At 65.9% G+C, this 13,769-nt stretch carries 12 protein-coding genes; 4 read left to right on the top strand and 8 right to left on the bottom strand.

The annotated features are described in order from the left end of the window. Positions 1-301 precede the first annotated feature (301 nt). The 3 genes from rplI to rpsF are packed head-to-tail and all read right to left on the bottom strand — an operon-like array spanning position 302 to position 1,561. Positions 302-913 (bottom strand): 50S ribosomal protein L9, encoded by a 612-nt coding sequence (gene rplI, locus KO516_RS06520; protein WP_216002984.1) that lies wholly within the window; start codon positions 911-913, stop codon positions 302-304. Between the two features lie 13 nt (positions 914-926). Then, on the bottom strand, positions 927-1,154 hold the full coding sequence (gene rpsR / locus KO516_RS06515) for a 30S ribosomal protein S18 (protein ID WP_007800837.1): 228 nt from the start codon (positions 1,152-1,154) through the stop codon (positions 927-929). A gap of 23 nt (positions 1,155-1,177) precedes the next feature. Beyond that, entirely contained in the window at positions 1,178-1,561 is a 384-nt protein-coding gene (gene rpsF / locus KO516_RS06510; protein WP_216002983.1) for a 30S ribosomal protein S6, read from the bottom strand. Positions 1,562-1,854: 293 nt separating this feature from the next. Between rpsF and KO516_RS06505 the strand changes: the two genes are divergently transcribed. After that, positions 1,855-2,199: a hypothetical protein gene (locus KO516_RS06505; protein ID WP_216002982.1), complete on the top strand. Its 345-nt coding sequence runs from the start codon at positions 1,855-1,857 to the stop codon at positions 2,197-2,199. Between the two features lie 149 nt (positions 2,200-2,348). Beyond that, positions 2,349-2,921, top strand: coding sequence for a YceI family protein (locus tag KO516_RS06500; RefSeq protein ID WP_216002981.1), 573 nt, complete (start codon positions 2,349-2,351; stop codon positions 2,919-2,921). A gap of 61 nt (positions 2,922-2,982) precedes the next feature. On the opposite strand, the gene KO516_RS06495 is transcribed toward KO516_RS06500, so the two are convergent. The 5 genes from KO516_RS06495 to KO516_RS06475 form a co-directional block, all read right to left on the bottom strand. Beyond that, on the bottom strand, positions 2,983-6,309 hold the full coding sequence (locus tag KO516_RS06495) for an error-prone DNA polymerase (RefSeq protein WP_216002980.1): 3,327 nt from the start codon (positions 6,307-6,309) through the stop codon (positions 2,983-2,985). 210 nt (positions 6,310-6,519) lie between these two features. Beyond that, complete coding sequence (locus KO516_RS06490) at positions 6,520-8,001, bottom strand: DNA polymerase Y family protein (RefSeq protein WP_216002979.1); 1,482 nt, start codon at positions 7,999-8,001, stop codon at positions 6,520-6,522. Then, positions 7,949-8,533 carry an ImuA family protein gene (locus KO516_RS06485; protein ID WP_216002978.1) on the bottom strand — a complete coding sequence of 195 codons (585 nt, stop codon included), beginning with the start codon at positions 8,531-8,533 and terminating at the stop codon, positions 7,949-7,951. Before KO516_RS06485 ends, KO516_RS06490 begins: the two co-directional genes overlap by 53 nt. A gap of 41 nt (positions 8,534-8,574) precedes the next feature. Further along, the gene (locus tag KO516_RS06480) at positions 8,575-9,285 is read right to left on the bottom strand and encodes a YoaK family protein (RefSeq protein ID WP_216002977.1); all 711 of its coding nucleotides are present in this window, start codon (positions 9,283-9,285) and stop codon (positions 8,575-8,577) included. A gap of 3 nt (positions 9,286-9,288) precedes the next feature. Next, complete coding sequence (locus KO516_RS06475) at positions 9,289-10,056, bottom strand: SDR family NAD(P)-dependent oxidoreductase (RefSeq protein WP_216002976.1); 768 nt, start codon at positions 10,054-10,056, stop codon at positions 9,289-9,291. A 429-nt stretch (positions 10,057-10,485) separates the two neighbouring features. Here KO516_RS06475 and KO516_RS06470 point away from each other — a divergent pair, with 429 nt between their 5' ends. Further along, entirely contained in the window at positions 10,486-11,079 is a 594-nt protein-coding gene (locus KO516_RS06470; protein ID WP_216002975.1) for a 2-hydroxychromene-2-carboxylate isomerase, read from the top strand. Between the two features lie 252 nt (positions 11,080-11,331). Continuing rightward, positions 11,332-13,749: a glucosylglycerol hydrolase gene (gene gghA / locus KO516_RS06465; protein WP_216002974.1), complete on the top strand. Its 2,418-nt coding sequence runs from the start codon at positions 11,332-11,334 to the stop codon at positions 13,747-13,749. Positions 13,750-13,769: the final 20 nt, after the last annotated feature.

The following is a 13,769-nucleotide window of genomic DNA, read 5'->3' as shown; positions in this document are numbered from 1 at the left end:
TTCCAATGTCACTGATCGCCCTCGTTCGTCTGCCATCACGGTGGACGGAGTGCCTTGCCCTTCGGGAATATGCAAGAAAAGCAACTAAGTAAGGTAAATTTTTAAGATTTTTAGCCAAAAAATCGGGACAATCACCTCGCATCGCAAGATCTGTCTACAGGCATAGCACAGCAGGGACCAACGCGTCGCGCTTTTTGAGAAAACGTTTTAGTAAACCCTTCGTTAGACAAAAAGAAACCGCGCCGAAAAACTCGGCGCGGTTGATAATCCTGCGACGCGACGGCCGCGGCGGATCTTTGGATCAGTTGTCAGCCCGGCCTTCGGGGGTGTCGACAATGCCGGCATCCTCATCGGATGCTGCGCCGCCGATGTCGTCGAACAGCTCGGAGATCTCGAAATCGGCCTGAGCCTCTTCCTCGGCCGCCAGCTCCTGAATCGACTTGCCCGACGCCTGAAGCTCGGCCTCTTCGGGCGAGCGGGCGACGTTGATCTCGACGGTGCACATCACTTCGGGGTGCAGGTGCACCTCGACGGGGTGCAGGCCGAGTTCCTTGATCGGCAGGCGGATGATCACCTGCTTGCGGTCGATGGTGAAACCCTCTTCGGTGGCAATGTCCGACACGTCACGGGTGGTGACCGAGCCGTACAGGTTGCCGCCGTCGGATGCCGAGCGGATCACGATGAACTGCTGACCATCGAGACGCGAGGCCAGAGCTTCGGCCTCTTTCTTGGTCTCGAGGTTGCGGGCTTCGAACTGGGCTTTCTGGGCTTCGAAAGAGGCGATGTTCTCTTTCGACGCGGTCAGCGCCTTGCCCTGAAGCAGCAGGTAGTTGCGGGCGAAGCCGGGCTTGACGTCAACGACGTCACCCATCTGGCCAAGCTTGGCCACACGCTCAAGAAGAATGACTTGCATGTGCTTGGCCTCCTTATTTCACGACGTAGGGCAGCAGGGCGAGAAAGCGGGCGCGCTTGATGGCGCGGGCCAGTTCACGCTGCTTTTTCGCCGAAACGGCGGTGATGCGGCTCGGCACGATCTTGCCACGCTCGGAGATGTAGCGCTGAAGCAGTTTCGTGTCCTTGTAGTCGATTTTAGGCGCATTGTCCCCCGAGAAGGGGCAGACCTTGCGGCGGCGGAAAAACGGTTTTGCAGCCATGGTTAAACTCCTTGTTTCGGGGATCAGTTACGACGTTCGCGACGGTCGCCACGATCACCGCGGTCGCCACGGCCTTCACGCTCGTCGCGCTTCTGCATCTGGATCGACGCACCTTCGGCATGCTCGTCGACCTTGATGGTCAGCACGCGCATCACGTCATCATGCAGGCGCATCAGGCGTTCCATTTCCTGCACGGCCGTCGCCGGGGCGTCGGTGCGCAGGTAGGCGTAGTGGCCCTTGCGGTTCTTGTTGATCTTGTAGGCCATCGTCTTGACGCCCCAGTACTCGGAGGTGACGACGCTGCCGCCATTGTCCGAAAGCACGGTGCTGAAATGTTCGACGAGGCCTTCGGCCTGCGCGTTGGAAAGATCCTGACGCGCGATAAAGACATGCTCGTAAAGCGGCATGTGTGCTCCATTTCTGTCTGGGCGCATTTCATAGGGCCGGTCTGAGGCTTCCGCTCCGGCTCACGAGAGTCTGCGCGATTGAGAAAGTGCTGCGGAATGCCGGGGCGTTCTACACGTCTGGTGCCGAATTGCAAGCGCCGCGCGCCGTGGTGCTGGCAACGTCTGTCTGGAGGGGCCGGGAGGGTACGCCGCCGGTGCATGGCCTGGATCGCGCGGGGGATGCGCCGGGCATTGGCAGATTGGCCTGAGGGCCTTGCATCCAAAGCGCGGCCGCATCGGCAGATTGCCGCTCAGTGCAAGCTGGCATCGTGATTTCCCCGGCAGGTGCCGCGAAATTGCCCGTTTTCGGGGCGAGATTGACAACCGTTAACCAGTTTCCAGTGTATGTTGTCGAAGGAAATACCATGACCTCTCCCACGTCGCACCTTGTGCGTCGCGGCCGTGATGCCGTGTCCCTGTTTTTTCGTTTGTGCGGAGCCATTCTGGGCACTGCGATGGTGTTCGCGGCCTTTGCGCTGTGGATCGTGGTCGCCGAGCCCGGTGTCGCCGATCTGATGCTTGTCCGTTTCATGCTGTCGCTTGGCCTGCTGATTGGCGGGCTTTGTTGTCTTGTCGGCAGCCTTTCAAGGCGGCGCTGATGGGCGCTGTGCAGTTGGGCCCCTATTTTCTGTGCGTATTTCCACAGACTCTGTGGTCGAGGCGGGACTTGTGATCGCGCCAGTCGGGACCGATCTTTGCGGTTATCGACAGCGCCGCTTCAGGCCCCCCAGCAGAACGGAGACAGACAATGAAGACCATGCTTTTCGCAGGCCTGCTTGCCGCAGCCCCCATTGCCGCAACCGCCGCTCCCGAGGCCTATAGCCTTGACAGTAGCCACAGCCAGATCGTGTTCCAGTACAACCACCTTGGCTATTCGACCGGCTTTGGCATGTATTCGGGCTTTTCCGGCGACATCTCGTTCGACGCCGAAGACCCGGCGGCATCGACGGTCGAGGTGTCGTTTCCGGTCAATTCGATGATCACCGGCTGGGAGCCGCGCACCGAACATTTCATGGGCGGCGATTTCTTCGATGCCAATGATGACGAGATGGTGACGTTCACGTCCACCGCGATCAACGTCACCGGCGAGGATACCGCCGAGATCACCGGCGATCTGACGCTGAACGGCGTGACCAATTCGGTGGTGCTGGACGCCACGCTGACTCAGGCTGGGGAGCATCCGATGGAAGGCAAGCCGTGGCTTGGTTTCTTCGCGACCACGACGCTGCTGCGGTCCGATTACAACGTCGGTGCCTTTGCGCCCTACGTTTCGGACGAGGTCGAGGTCCAGATCTCGATCGAGGCGATGAAGGCCGACTAAGCCCTGTCCCCGACAGTGCGACAACGCCCCCGGATGCCGCCGCGTCCGGGGGTTTTTCGTGTCAGTGAAAGTCGCGGCTGGGAAACAGCCGCTTGGCCTGTTCGCGTGGGTGGCGGGCAGAGGGCTGCGGGCGGCGCGGGCGCGGAGCCTCGTCCGAGGCGGGGGACGTCACGCCGATGGCCTCGTCCATCGGGTGGCCCAGCTCGCCCAGCTTGTGCGACATGTCCTCGATGCGCTGCGCGATCAGGTGCACCACGATGCCCTCGCGTTGCAGATAGCCATGGATGCGCAGCAGCCGCCCGCCCATGACGGCGCGGCGGAACGCCTCGTAGATCTTGGGCCAGACCACCACGTTGGCGGTGCCGGTCTCGTCCTCGAGCGTCAGGAAAATGACCCCGGATGCGGTGCCGGGCCGCTGCCGGGTGATGACCAGCCCCGCGACGCAGGTCGCCGCCAAAGGTGCCTCGCGCAGGCGGTCGGTGGGCAGGATATTGCCCAGCTCGGGGCGCAGCAACTCCATCGGATGGGCGCGCAGGCTCAGGCGCATGGCGACGTAATCCTCGACCACCTCTTCGCCAAGGTTCATCGGCGGCAGCACGGTATCGGGCTCGGCGATGCCCTCGCCATCCAGCGGCCCCGAGAACAGCGGCAGCGGCGCGGGCGCGCGGATCGCCCGCACCTGCCACAGCGCATCGCGCCGGTTCAGCCCCATACCGGCATAGGCATCGGCCTCGGCCAGCCGTTCCAGCGCGGCGGGGGCCAGCCCGGCGCGCAGCCACAGGCTTTCGGGATCGGGATAGCCGTTGCCGCGCGCGGCCACGATCCAGCCCGCATCTTCCTCGCGAAAGCCCTTGATCTGGCGAAAGCCCAGCCGCAGCGCAAGGCGGCCATCGGCGCGCCGTTCCAGATGGTTGTCCCATCCCGAGTTGTTGACGCAGATCCGCCGCACCTCGATGCCGTGATCACGCAGATCGCGCACGATCTGCGCCGGGGCGTAGAACCCCATGGGCTGGGAATTGAGCAGCGCGCAGCCGAAGATCGCCGGATGATGGCATTTGAGCCATGACGATACATAGGTCAGCATGGCAAAGGCCGCCGCGTGGCTTTCAGGAAAGCCGTAATCGGCAAAGCCTTCGATCTGGCTGAAACAGGCCTGCGCCGCGTCCAGCGGATAGCCGTTGCGCAGCATGCCGCGCACGAAGCGCTCGCGATGCTCGCCGATGGTGCCCATGCGGCGAAACGCGGCCAGCGATCGGCGCAGCTTGTCGGCCTCTTCCGCCGTATAGCCCGCGCCAACCACGGCGATCTGCATCGCCTGCTCCTGAAACAGCGGCACGCCAAGGGTCTTGCGCGTGACCGCGGCCAGTGCCGGGCCAAAGGGTTTCGCCTGTTCCAGCCCCTGACGGCGGCGGATGTAGGGCTGCACCATGCCGCCCTGAATCGGGCCGGGGCGCACGATGGCGACCTCGATCACCAGATCGTAGAAGGTGCGCGGCTTCATCCGGGGCAGGAAATTCATCTGCGCCCGGCTTTCGACCTGAAACACCCCGACCGCATCGGCGCGCTGCAACATCTCGTAGGTGGGCGCGTCTTCCTGCGGCACGCTGTGCAGGGTGTAGCTTTGCCCGTGGTGCTGCTCGATCAGGGCAAAGGCCTTGCGGATGCAGGTCAGCATCCCGAGGCTGAGGATATCGACCTTGAGTATCCCCAGGGCGTCGATGTCATCCTTGTCCCATTCGATGCAGGTGCGCCCCTCCATCGCGGCGTTCTCGATGGGGCAGAGCGCATCGAGCCGCCCCTTGGTGATGATGAAGCCGCCGACATGCTGGCTTAGATGGCGCGGAAAGCCGATGATCTCGCCGATCAGGCGGATGGTCATGTTGAGCCGGTGATCATCCGGATCGAGGCCCAGCTCGCGAATGCGCACCGGATCGGCGCCCGCGTTGGACTGCCCCCAGATCTGCCCCGACAGGGCGGCGGTGACGTCTTGGCTCAGCCCCATGACCTTGCCGACCTCGCGAATGGCGGCGCGGCTGCGGAAATGGATGACGGTGGCGCAGAGCCCGGCGCGCTCGCGCCCGTAGCGGTCATAGATCCACTGGATCACTTCCTCGCGGCGCTCGTGTTCGAAATCGATGTCGATGTCGGGCGGCTCGCCCCGGTGGCGCGAGATGAAGCGTTCGAACACCATGCCGATCAGATCGGGTGACACATCGGTGATGCCCAGCAGATAGCAGATCACCGAATTGGCCGCCGAGCCGCGCCCCTGACACAGGATGCCGCGCGAGCGGGCAAAGGCGACGATGTCATGGGTGGTCAGGAAATAGGCGGCAAAGCCGAGATCCTTGACCACGTCGAGCTCCTTGGCGAGCAGGATCTGCACCTTGTCGGGGACGCCGTGGGGATAGCGGCGGCGCAGACCTTCGCGCGACAGTCTTTCGAGGCGCTGCTGCGGGGCTTCGATGCCGTCGTGTTCGTCGGGGTAGTCGTAGCTGAGTTCCGACAGGTCAAAGGCGCAGCGGGCGGCGATCTCCAGCGTGCGGCGGATGGCGGCGGGGTGGCGGCGGTACAGTCGGGCCATGTCGGCGGGGCGCTTGATGCGGCGCTCGGCGTTGGGCAGGGCGCGAGTGCCGATCTGGTCGATGGTGCAATGCGTGCGCAGGCAGGTGAGCACATCGGCCAGCGGGCGGCGCGCGGCATGGTGCATCAGCGCATCGCCGATGGCGACCATCGGCGTGCCAAGGTGGCGGGCGGCCTGCGCGCAGGCGTCGAACCACGCCTGATCCGAGCCATCGTAGCGCGGGGCGCTGCCAAGGAAGACATTGCCGGGATGGCACCGCTGCATCCGGCGGATCGGCGCGGCAGAGGTGTTCAGGTCGGGCGTGGGAAGGGCGATGAGGACCATGCCGGTGGCGGCGGTTTCGAGATCGGCGAGGGTGATCAGGCAGCGCCCCTTTTCGGCGCGCCGCTTGCCGAGGGTGAGTAGCTGCGAGAGCCGCTCGTAGGCGGCGCGGTGCATCGGCAGGGCGAGCCATTCGACATCGGTGTCGCTGAGCACAAGGCGTGCGCCGGTGATCAGCCGGGGCAGATGTTCGGCGACGCGCAGGCGCTGCGGCGTGCCGATGGCTTGCCGCGAGCAGGGGTCGGTCTGTTGCGACGAACGGACGGTGGTTTCCAGCTCCTCGCGCAGGGTTCTGAGCGCCGACCACGCGCGCACCACGCCCGCAAGGCTGTTGCAATCGGTGATGGCGATGGCGGCGAGGCCCAGCTCGGCGGCGCGCGCGATCAGCTCCTCGGGGTGAGAGGCCCCGGTGAGGAAGGTGAAATTCGAGGTGACGCACAGTTCGGCATAGGCAGGGGCGTCTTTGGGCGGGCTGTCGCGGGGCATGGCGTGGCAATTGGCTGGCTTTGGGCCCGGAGGCGAGGGCAGAGGGGGGCCAGCCCCCCGCCTGCGGCTCCCCCCGGAGTTTATCTGGCAAGATGAAGGGTGGGCGCTGCGCCTGATGGTCAATGGTTTTGGATCAGGCTGGGGGTTGCCTGCGCCGCCGAGCGGGTATGTGCGAGGCGCTTTCCGTGGGGGCGCAGAGAGCGTGCCGGGTCATGGAAATTCGCCCTGAACGAACCATGCGGGCAGCTGAGGGGTGTGGAACAGCCACAGGCGGCGGCCTTGTCGGGTCTGTACCTGCCAGTAATCGCGCGCGCCGCGATGGCAGGTGGCGGCGGGGCCGGGGTTTTCGGGCAGCCACCATTCGGGAGCGATGCGTTCGGGGCCGTTGGTTGCCAGCGTTTCAAGTGGCATGGCGCGCCATTTAAAGCGGTTTGGCGGGGCGGGGCCGTCGGCGGTGACGGGTTCGGGCGGGAACAGCCGCAGCGGGCGTGGGCGCGGCGGTGCCCAGCCGCTGTCTGGTGGGCTGAATGCGGCCGGGGCGACGTTGAAGGCGCATTCGGGGAGATGGCTGTCGGCGGGCAGGTAGCGCTGGATGTTGTCGAGCCCGATGCGGCTGCCGATGCGGGTCACGAGATCGTCGATCCCGAAACTGCCCGCGCCATCGCCCTGACCGGCGATGCGCTGCGGCCCGCCGATCTGGCGGGCGGGCAGGGCATCGACCTGCGTTGCCTCGAGCCGCAGCTGGTCGATGCCGAAGCCTGCGTCTGCCGCCTCGATGCCGCGGGCGAAGAGCGGCAGGATGCGCGCCGGATCGCGCATCGGTGCGGCAAGGCGCAGTTCGACCCGCTGATCATCGCCATCGGTGCGGCGCAGGGCCAGTTCCAGCCGGCGCGCCCCGGTCTCGTGTTTCGCCAGCGTCTCGCACAGGCGGGCGAGCAGGCGGGCGGTGCCTTCCATGACGTCTTCGCTGCGGCCGATGGGTTCGGGCAGGCTGAGACGGGTGGCGTAATGCGGCGGCTCCTTGCGCGGGGTGACCGGCTCGGGCAGGTGCCCCAGCGCCTGATCGAGCCGAGCAAGCGCCTCGCGCCCGAAGCGGCGGGCCAGCGGCGCGCGCGGGGCGGCGGCAAGGTCGACGATGTGGCGCAGGCCCAGCCGTTGCAGCGCGATGACCGTGCCCGCGTCGAGGCGCAGCGCGGCGATGGGCAGGGGGCCAAGCGCGGCGCGGGTTTCTCCGGACGGGGCAATGCCGGGCGCGTGGCGCGCCAGTGCCCAGGCCGCACCGCGGGTGTCGGCCAGCCCGCAGCGCAGCGCCAGCCCGGCGCGGGCGGCGCGCGTTTCCATATCCCGCATCATCGCCGCCTCGCCGCCGTGCAGATGGCTTGCGCCGCTTACGTCGAGCACCAGGCCATCCGGGCCATCCACCCCGACCCACGGGCAGTAGCGCAGCGCCCAGCGGCGCAGGGTTTCGAGAAACCGCGCCTCGCGGGCGGGATCGGCGGGCGCGCTCAGCAGTCCGGGGCAGAACGCCCGCGCATCCGCAAGCGCCATGGCGCGGTGCAGCCCCTCGGCCTCGGCGGCGGCGTTGAGGCAGTGCAGCCGCTCGGCATTGGCCTGTCTGAGCGTCAACGCAAACGGGCCGTCAACCGGGCGCGCCCGAAGAACCCGATCCGACGCGAGCCGGGGAAACCACATGGAGACGATTCGTCGTGTCATCCCAGAGCACTTCCCAATTTTCCGGTGTTCCTGATTTGTTCTTTATAATTTCCCAACGCATCCTTGTCGAGTCCATCGACAGGGGCGCGGCGCAGGGCGACACCCGCCAGCGCGTTTCGGCGGCGTTCGAACCCATGCCCTCGGGGATCAGGCACAGCCCGGTGGTGCCTCCGGCCTTGGCCGCCAGTTGCAGCCGCCGTCCCTGACGCAGGTCGAGCGGCCGGGTGATCTCGGTGATCACCAGCGGCACGGAGCCGTCGCGCAGCGCTTCTTCGGTGACAGCAAGGGCGTCTTCGTGGCTGGGGGCCTGCGCCAGCAGCAGCCGCGCCGGATCGAAGAACCGGCACAGCCCCTGCGGATTGAGGATCTCGACCGACCAGGCCGGGCGCACCCAGAGCACGGGGCCGCTGTCCTGCGCGGCGCAGATCGCGGCGAAGGTGGTGGCACCGGCACCGCAGACTTCGTGGACGCGGGACGGGCGCAGGGGAAAGCCGGAGAGACTCGGGTACATAGGGGGAACATACACGCGAAGCGGCGGCAGAGAAAAGCCGCTTAGCGGCGCCGGGCGGTGACCAGCTGCGGCACTGCCAGAAGTACCAGCAGCGCGCCGATGGCGGTGAACACCAGCGAACCGATGCGTTCATAGCCCCAGACGCCCAGCACGCCGCCAGCGAAAAACGCCACCAGCGTGGCAAGATGCAGCGCCAGTCGCCGCAGGATCACCTGTCGGTGGTCTCCGGCCATGCCGGTGCGCCCGCCGGTCAGGGCGGCCAGTTCCAGCCCGATGTCTGTCGCAATTCCCGACACGTGGCTGGTGCGCACCCGTCCGTCGGAAATGCGGGTCGAGGCGGCGTTCTGCAAGCCCATCAGCAGGCTCATCCCCAGCAGCATCAGGTGCAGCACAGCCGCGCTTGTCCACAGCGCGCCCAGCAGCGACAGGGCGATCAGCCCCAGCCCTTCGGCAAGGATGCTAAGCGCATAGACCCCGCGCAGCCCGCGCTGAAAGCCTGCTTCGATCAGCACCCCCGCAGCAAAGGCCCCAAGGATGAACCCCGCCACCAGCGCCAGTGCCCAGAGCGCGGTGCCGACGCGCCCCAGCGCCAGCTCTTCGGACAGGGTCGAGACATTGCCGGTCATGTTGGCCGAAAAATACCCCAGCGCCCGAAAGCCCGCCGCGTTGACCCCGCCTGCGGCCAGCGCCAGCCAGACCGCAAGATACAGATCGAAACGCACGCCGCGGGATTGGCCATCATGAATCAGCATCGGTTACTTCGGCGCCATCCTCAGCGCGCCGTCAAGGCGGATGACCTCGCCGTTCAGCATCGGGTTCTCGATGATGTGCCGGGCCAGCGCGGCATATTCCACCGGATCGCCAAGCCGGGGCGGGAAGGGCACCGAGGCCCCCAGCGATTGCTGAACATCATGCGGCAGGCCCGCCATCATCGGCGTGCGGAAGATCCCCGGCGCGATGGTCATGACGCGGATGCCATGGCGCGCCAGTTCGCGCGCGGCCGGAAGCGTCAGCGCCGCCACGCCCCCCTTGGACGCGGCATAGGCGGCCTGACCGATCTGCCCGTCATAGGCGGCGATCGAGGCGGTGTTGATGATCACGCCGCGCTCGCCGTCCTCGCCTGCGGGCTGTCTGGCGATTGCCTCTGCCGCCAGCCGAAGCATGTTGAACGTGCCCACAAGGTTGATCGACACCGCCCGGGCAAAGCTGTCGAGCTGGTGCGGCCCGTCGCGCCCGAGGATCTTTGCCCCCGGCGCCACCCCGGCGCAGCTGATCAGCCCGTCGATGCGCCCGAAGGCTTCGAGCGCCGCCGCAATTGCCGCCGCGCCATCCTCGGCCGAGGTCACGTCGGTGCGCACAAAGCATGATGCCGCGCCCAGCCGCGTTGCCATCGCCGCGCCCGCTTCGGCGTTGACGTCCAGCAGAACTGCCCGCCCGCCATTGTGCACCAGCATCCCGGCGACCGCCGCGCCAAGGCCCGAGCCTGCGCCGGTTACCAGAAACACCCGGTCGGTGATCTTCATGCCTGTCTCCTCCGCACTGCCGCGCTGCGGCATTCCTTGGCAAAGACTAGCAGCCGGATCGGTGGGCGCAATCGCCCTGTGCCGGGGGCTGGCCGAGCCCCGCAGACGCGGTCGCCATAGGTGGCAGGGGCTGGCGGGATTCATCTTCCGCCTGTGAATGCGGCAGTAACGACGGTGAAAATTACCAGAAAGGGCAAATTCACGGCAATGTGTTAGGAAATCTCTGCGCCGCGCTGAAGCGTGTTTGACACAAGCCCCCGGTGAGGTTTCCCTTGTTTCACGGGGTTCCGACATGGCGCTACCCGGGAACAGACGACACTGCCGGATCCTGCCACCGCGCTTGCGGAGGGATGCGCGCAGGCGCCGGGTGACATCGTGACAGATCCTGCATCGGCCCGCACCGGGCCTTGCCTGCCCATGAGGACTGTCATGAGTGCGATCATTGATTATTATTTCTCGCCGGCCTCGGGATATGCCTATCTCGGACATGAAACATTGATGCAACTGGCCCATGACAACGGTGCGACAGTGCGCTTTCGCCCTGCCGACATCGATCGGGTCTGCCGCGAGGCGGCACTGCCGCAGGTGCCGCACACCCCCGAAGATACCGTCGAAGACCGGCGTCGCTGGGCAAAGCTGCGCGGGCTCGACATGGCGCCGATGCCGCTGCACCACCCTGTCGATCCTCGCCTTGCCGCGCGGGTGATCATCGCCGCCGGAGAGCTCGGGCTCGACCAGTCGGCGGTGGCGCTGGCCTGCATGCGCGGCACTTGGGCCGAAGGGCGCAATATCGCCGATCCGGGCGATCTGGCCGAAGCGCTGCACCAGATCGACCTGCCCGGATGCCGCCTGATGGCGATGGCCGAACGCAACGAGATCCGCGACATGGCCGATGACATTGCGCATGAGGTGGTGAACCATGAGGCGACGGTTTCGCCGACCTACCTGCTTGGGGATCAGCGCTTTGTAGGGCAGGACCGGCTGCCTGCCATGGCTGAGACCCTGCGCCGCGCCGCCGCCTGATCGCTGCTGAGCTGTCGGGCACCGCCCGCCCACAAGGCCCGGTTTCGCCCGAAACCGGGCCTTTCGCGTTGCATGACCGGATGCGTGCCCTAGGTTACGGCGCAGGACAGGCGCGGCCTTCGGGCCCTGCGCCGGTCTTGTGTGACCCTGCCAGCCCGGCAGGGACGCCTCGCGCGCCCTCCGGGTCCTGCCCGGCTTGAGGGTATCAGCGGTGCATCAGCGCCGCGAGACCACATGCGGAGACAGGACAGCATGACTGAGCAGACAGCCGACCACCTTCAGATCTACAGCGATGGCGATCAGGCCCATGCCCGCGCGGCATGGTGCCGCGAGGTGCTCAACACCGCCCCCGACCGCTTTGATGCGGGGCGCCAGATCGCCCGCAGGCTTGGCGCGCTGGTCGAAGACGGGCGGGTCGAGTTCGGCTTCTGGACCCCGGAGTTGCAGGATTGGCGCATTGCCGACGGCGATGTTTACCTTGAGATCCTGCGCCCGCGCGAGGCGCTCGACCTGACGGCCTCGGCCTGCGATGTCACCTTTGACCGGGTGCTTTTGCCGGTAGAGCGCTGCGAGGCCTTTACCTTTGCCGCCGCCAAGGGGCTGCGGGCCGGGGATCGCGACAGCGTCGGCGATTTCTATGCGCTGGTCTGGCGCGATCAGGACGGCGCGCTGAACCGCATCCTTGATCCGCTGGCAAGCTCGCTGCCCTATGGCGCCTTTGCGCCCGCCGAGATCTATGATCTGCCCGCTATGCAGGCCCGTCGCCACGACAAGGGCTATTTCGAACAGGTCCGGGGCGAGACCCCGCACAAATTCGCGCCGCCGACCTCGATCCTTCAGGTGCATGTGCCCACTGCCACGCCGGGCGGCACGCTGGCGGCGCTGACCCGCCAGTTCGAACGGCTCGGCGCGCGCGTCGCCGCCGGCCTGCCGCTGGAGCCGGATGACGAGCTGTTCGCCGGCTATGACGCGGTGCAGTTGCTGCCCGTCGAGCCGACCACCGTCTACGAGGCCGGCCCGGCCTTCTGGACAGACAGCGATGCCGATGACAGCGCGGTCACCGCCCATCTGATGCGCCCCGATACCACCAACTGGGGCTATGACATCGTGATCAGCGGCATGGCGACGGTCAATCCGGTGCTGCTGGAAACCGCGCGCCCTGACGAGCTGGTCGATCTTGCCGCCGTGCTGCACAACTTTCCGCGCTACCCCAAAATGCTGGTGATCGATCTGGTGTTTGGCCATGCCGACAATCAGGGGCTGAATGCGCTGAACAGCCATTTCTTCGCCGGGCCGAACATGTACGGCCAGAACCTTGATTACCATAACCCCTTCGTGCGGGCGATCCTGCTGGAAATGCAACGCCGCAAGGTCGATTTCGGCGCTGATGGCGTGCGCGTCGACGGCGCGCAGGATTTCAAATGGTGGGATGCCAGCACCCAGCAGATGCGCCATGACGACGCCTATCTTCAGGAAATGTCCGAGCTGGTGCAATCCATCGCGGGCACCGAGTATCATCCGTGGTTCGTGTTCGAAGATGGCCGCCCGTGGCCGCAGGAAGACTGGGAACTGTCGTCCGATTACCGTGCGGTGATCGAGAACCAGAAGGATTTCGACCCCGACGTGTTTCAGTGGGGGCCGCTGACCTTTGCCCATAACACGCCGTTCATCTATACGTTCTGGCTGTCGAAATACTGGCGGATCAAGGAAATTCTGACCCGCGGCAGCAACTGGATCTCGGGCACCGCCAACCATGACACGCTCCGCCGGGGCACGCAGGTCAGCCCGAAGCTGAACATCAACACCCGCCTTGGCGAGACCAAGATGGAAATCCTCGACAAGGCCTATGACAACCCGGCGGTGTCGATCCTGACCTATGCCGCGCTGCCGGGCGTGCCGATGGATTTCCTGAATGCGACGGCGCGGGCAAGCTGGGGTTTCGTGCGCAATCAGGATGACAAATACGGCGTCAAGGTGGTGGCCGAAGAAGCGATCTCGTTGAAATGGCAGGTCGACGAATATGCCTATTCGATCCCCGGCGCGTTCCGCTTCCTCAAGGAGCTGGGGTTTGAAACCCGCGAGGATCTGGCCCGGTTCATGGAATTCCTGCCCGCACTGGTCGAGGTGACCGATTACGACCTGCACACCATCGCCACCTTGCTCAATGCGGTCGAGCCGGAGCTGGCCGGGCCGCGCCCGGTCACCGTCGGCGTGCTGAAACAGATCGCGCGGGCGTGGATGGATGACATGCACGAATATTGCAACGTCTCGCACTCCACTTCCAAACTGGACCCGGTGCAGACCAACGCCATGCGGCGCCTGCGCATGTTCCGCCTGCACAACCCGTGGCTGCGACATAACCTGCGCCCCGACGATCATTTCCGCTATGTCGAGCCCATCGACGGGCGCACCGTGTTCGTCAGCCTGCGCAATGCGCCGCAGGGCGGTGAGGTGTTCACCATCTGCCACATGGAAGGCGGCGAGACCGAGGAAATCGACCCGCTCGACCTGCTGCCCGACTCGGTGTCGCGCAACGATTGGTATCTGGCGATCCGCAGCCCCGGCATCGGGTCCGATTACATGGGCGGGCCGATCACGCTGCGCGATTCGATGGGGCTGGTGTTCACACGTGGGCTTGATGTGACCCATCTGTCGGACGAGCCGCACTGAACCTTTGACGCCGCAGCGCA

Origin of the sequence: Citreicella sp. C3M06 (genome assembly GCF_018860705.1) — a bacterium.
Taxonomy (GTDB): domain Bacteria; phylum Pseudomonadota; class Alphaproteobacteria; order Rhodobacterales; family Rhodobacteraceae; genus Salipiger.
Note: the sequence above shows the minus strand (reverse complement) of the source record. Positions and strands in the feature narration are given on the sequence as shown.

Bases quoted from the DNA above. Each gene is read 5' to 3' on its own strand.
- KO516_RS06500 (WP_216002981.1), top strand. From the start codon at position 2,349: ATGAAGACCATGCTTTTCGCAGGCCTGCTTGCCGCAGCCCCCATTGCC.
- KO516_RS06475 (WP_216002976.1), bottom strand. From the start codon at position 10,056: ATGAAGATCACCGACCGGGTGTTTCTGGTAACCGGCGCAGGCTCGGGC.
- rpsF (WP_216002983.1), bottom strand. From the start codon at position 1,561: ATGCCGCTTTACGAGCATGTCTTTATCGCGCGTCAGGATCTTTCCAAC.
- KO516_RS06490 (WP_216002979.1), bottom strand. From the start codon at position 8,001: ATGTGGTTTCCCCGGCTCGCGTCGGATCGGGTTCTTCGGGCGCGCCCG.
- rplI (WP_216002984.1), bottom strand. From the start codon at position 913: ATGCAAGTCATTCTTCTTGAGCGTGTGGCCAAGCTTGGCCAGATGGGT.
- rpsR (WP_007800837.1), bottom strand. From the start codon at position 1,154: ATGGCTGCAAAACCGTTTTTCCGCCGCCGCAAGGTCTGCCCCTTCTCG.
- KO516_RS06470 (WP_216002975.1), top strand. From the start codon at position 10,486: ATGAGTGCGATCATTGATTATTATTTCTCGCCGGCCTCGGGATATGCC.
- KO516_RS06495 (WP_216002980.1), bottom strand. From the start codon at position 6,309: ATGCCCCGCGACAGCCCGCCCAAAGACGCCCCTGCCTATGCCGAACTG.
- KO516_RS06480 (WP_216002977.1), bottom strand. From the start codon at position 9,285: ATGCTGATTCATGATGGCCAATCCCGCGGCGTGCGTTTCGATCTGTAT.
- KO516_RS06485 (WP_216002978.1), bottom strand. From the start codon at position 8,533: ATGTACCCGAGTCTCTCCGGCTTTCCCCTGCGCCCGTCCCGCGTCCAC.
- gghA (WP_216002974.1), top strand. From the start codon at position 11,332: ATGACTGAGCAGACAGCCGACCACCTTCAGATCTACAGCGATGGCGAT.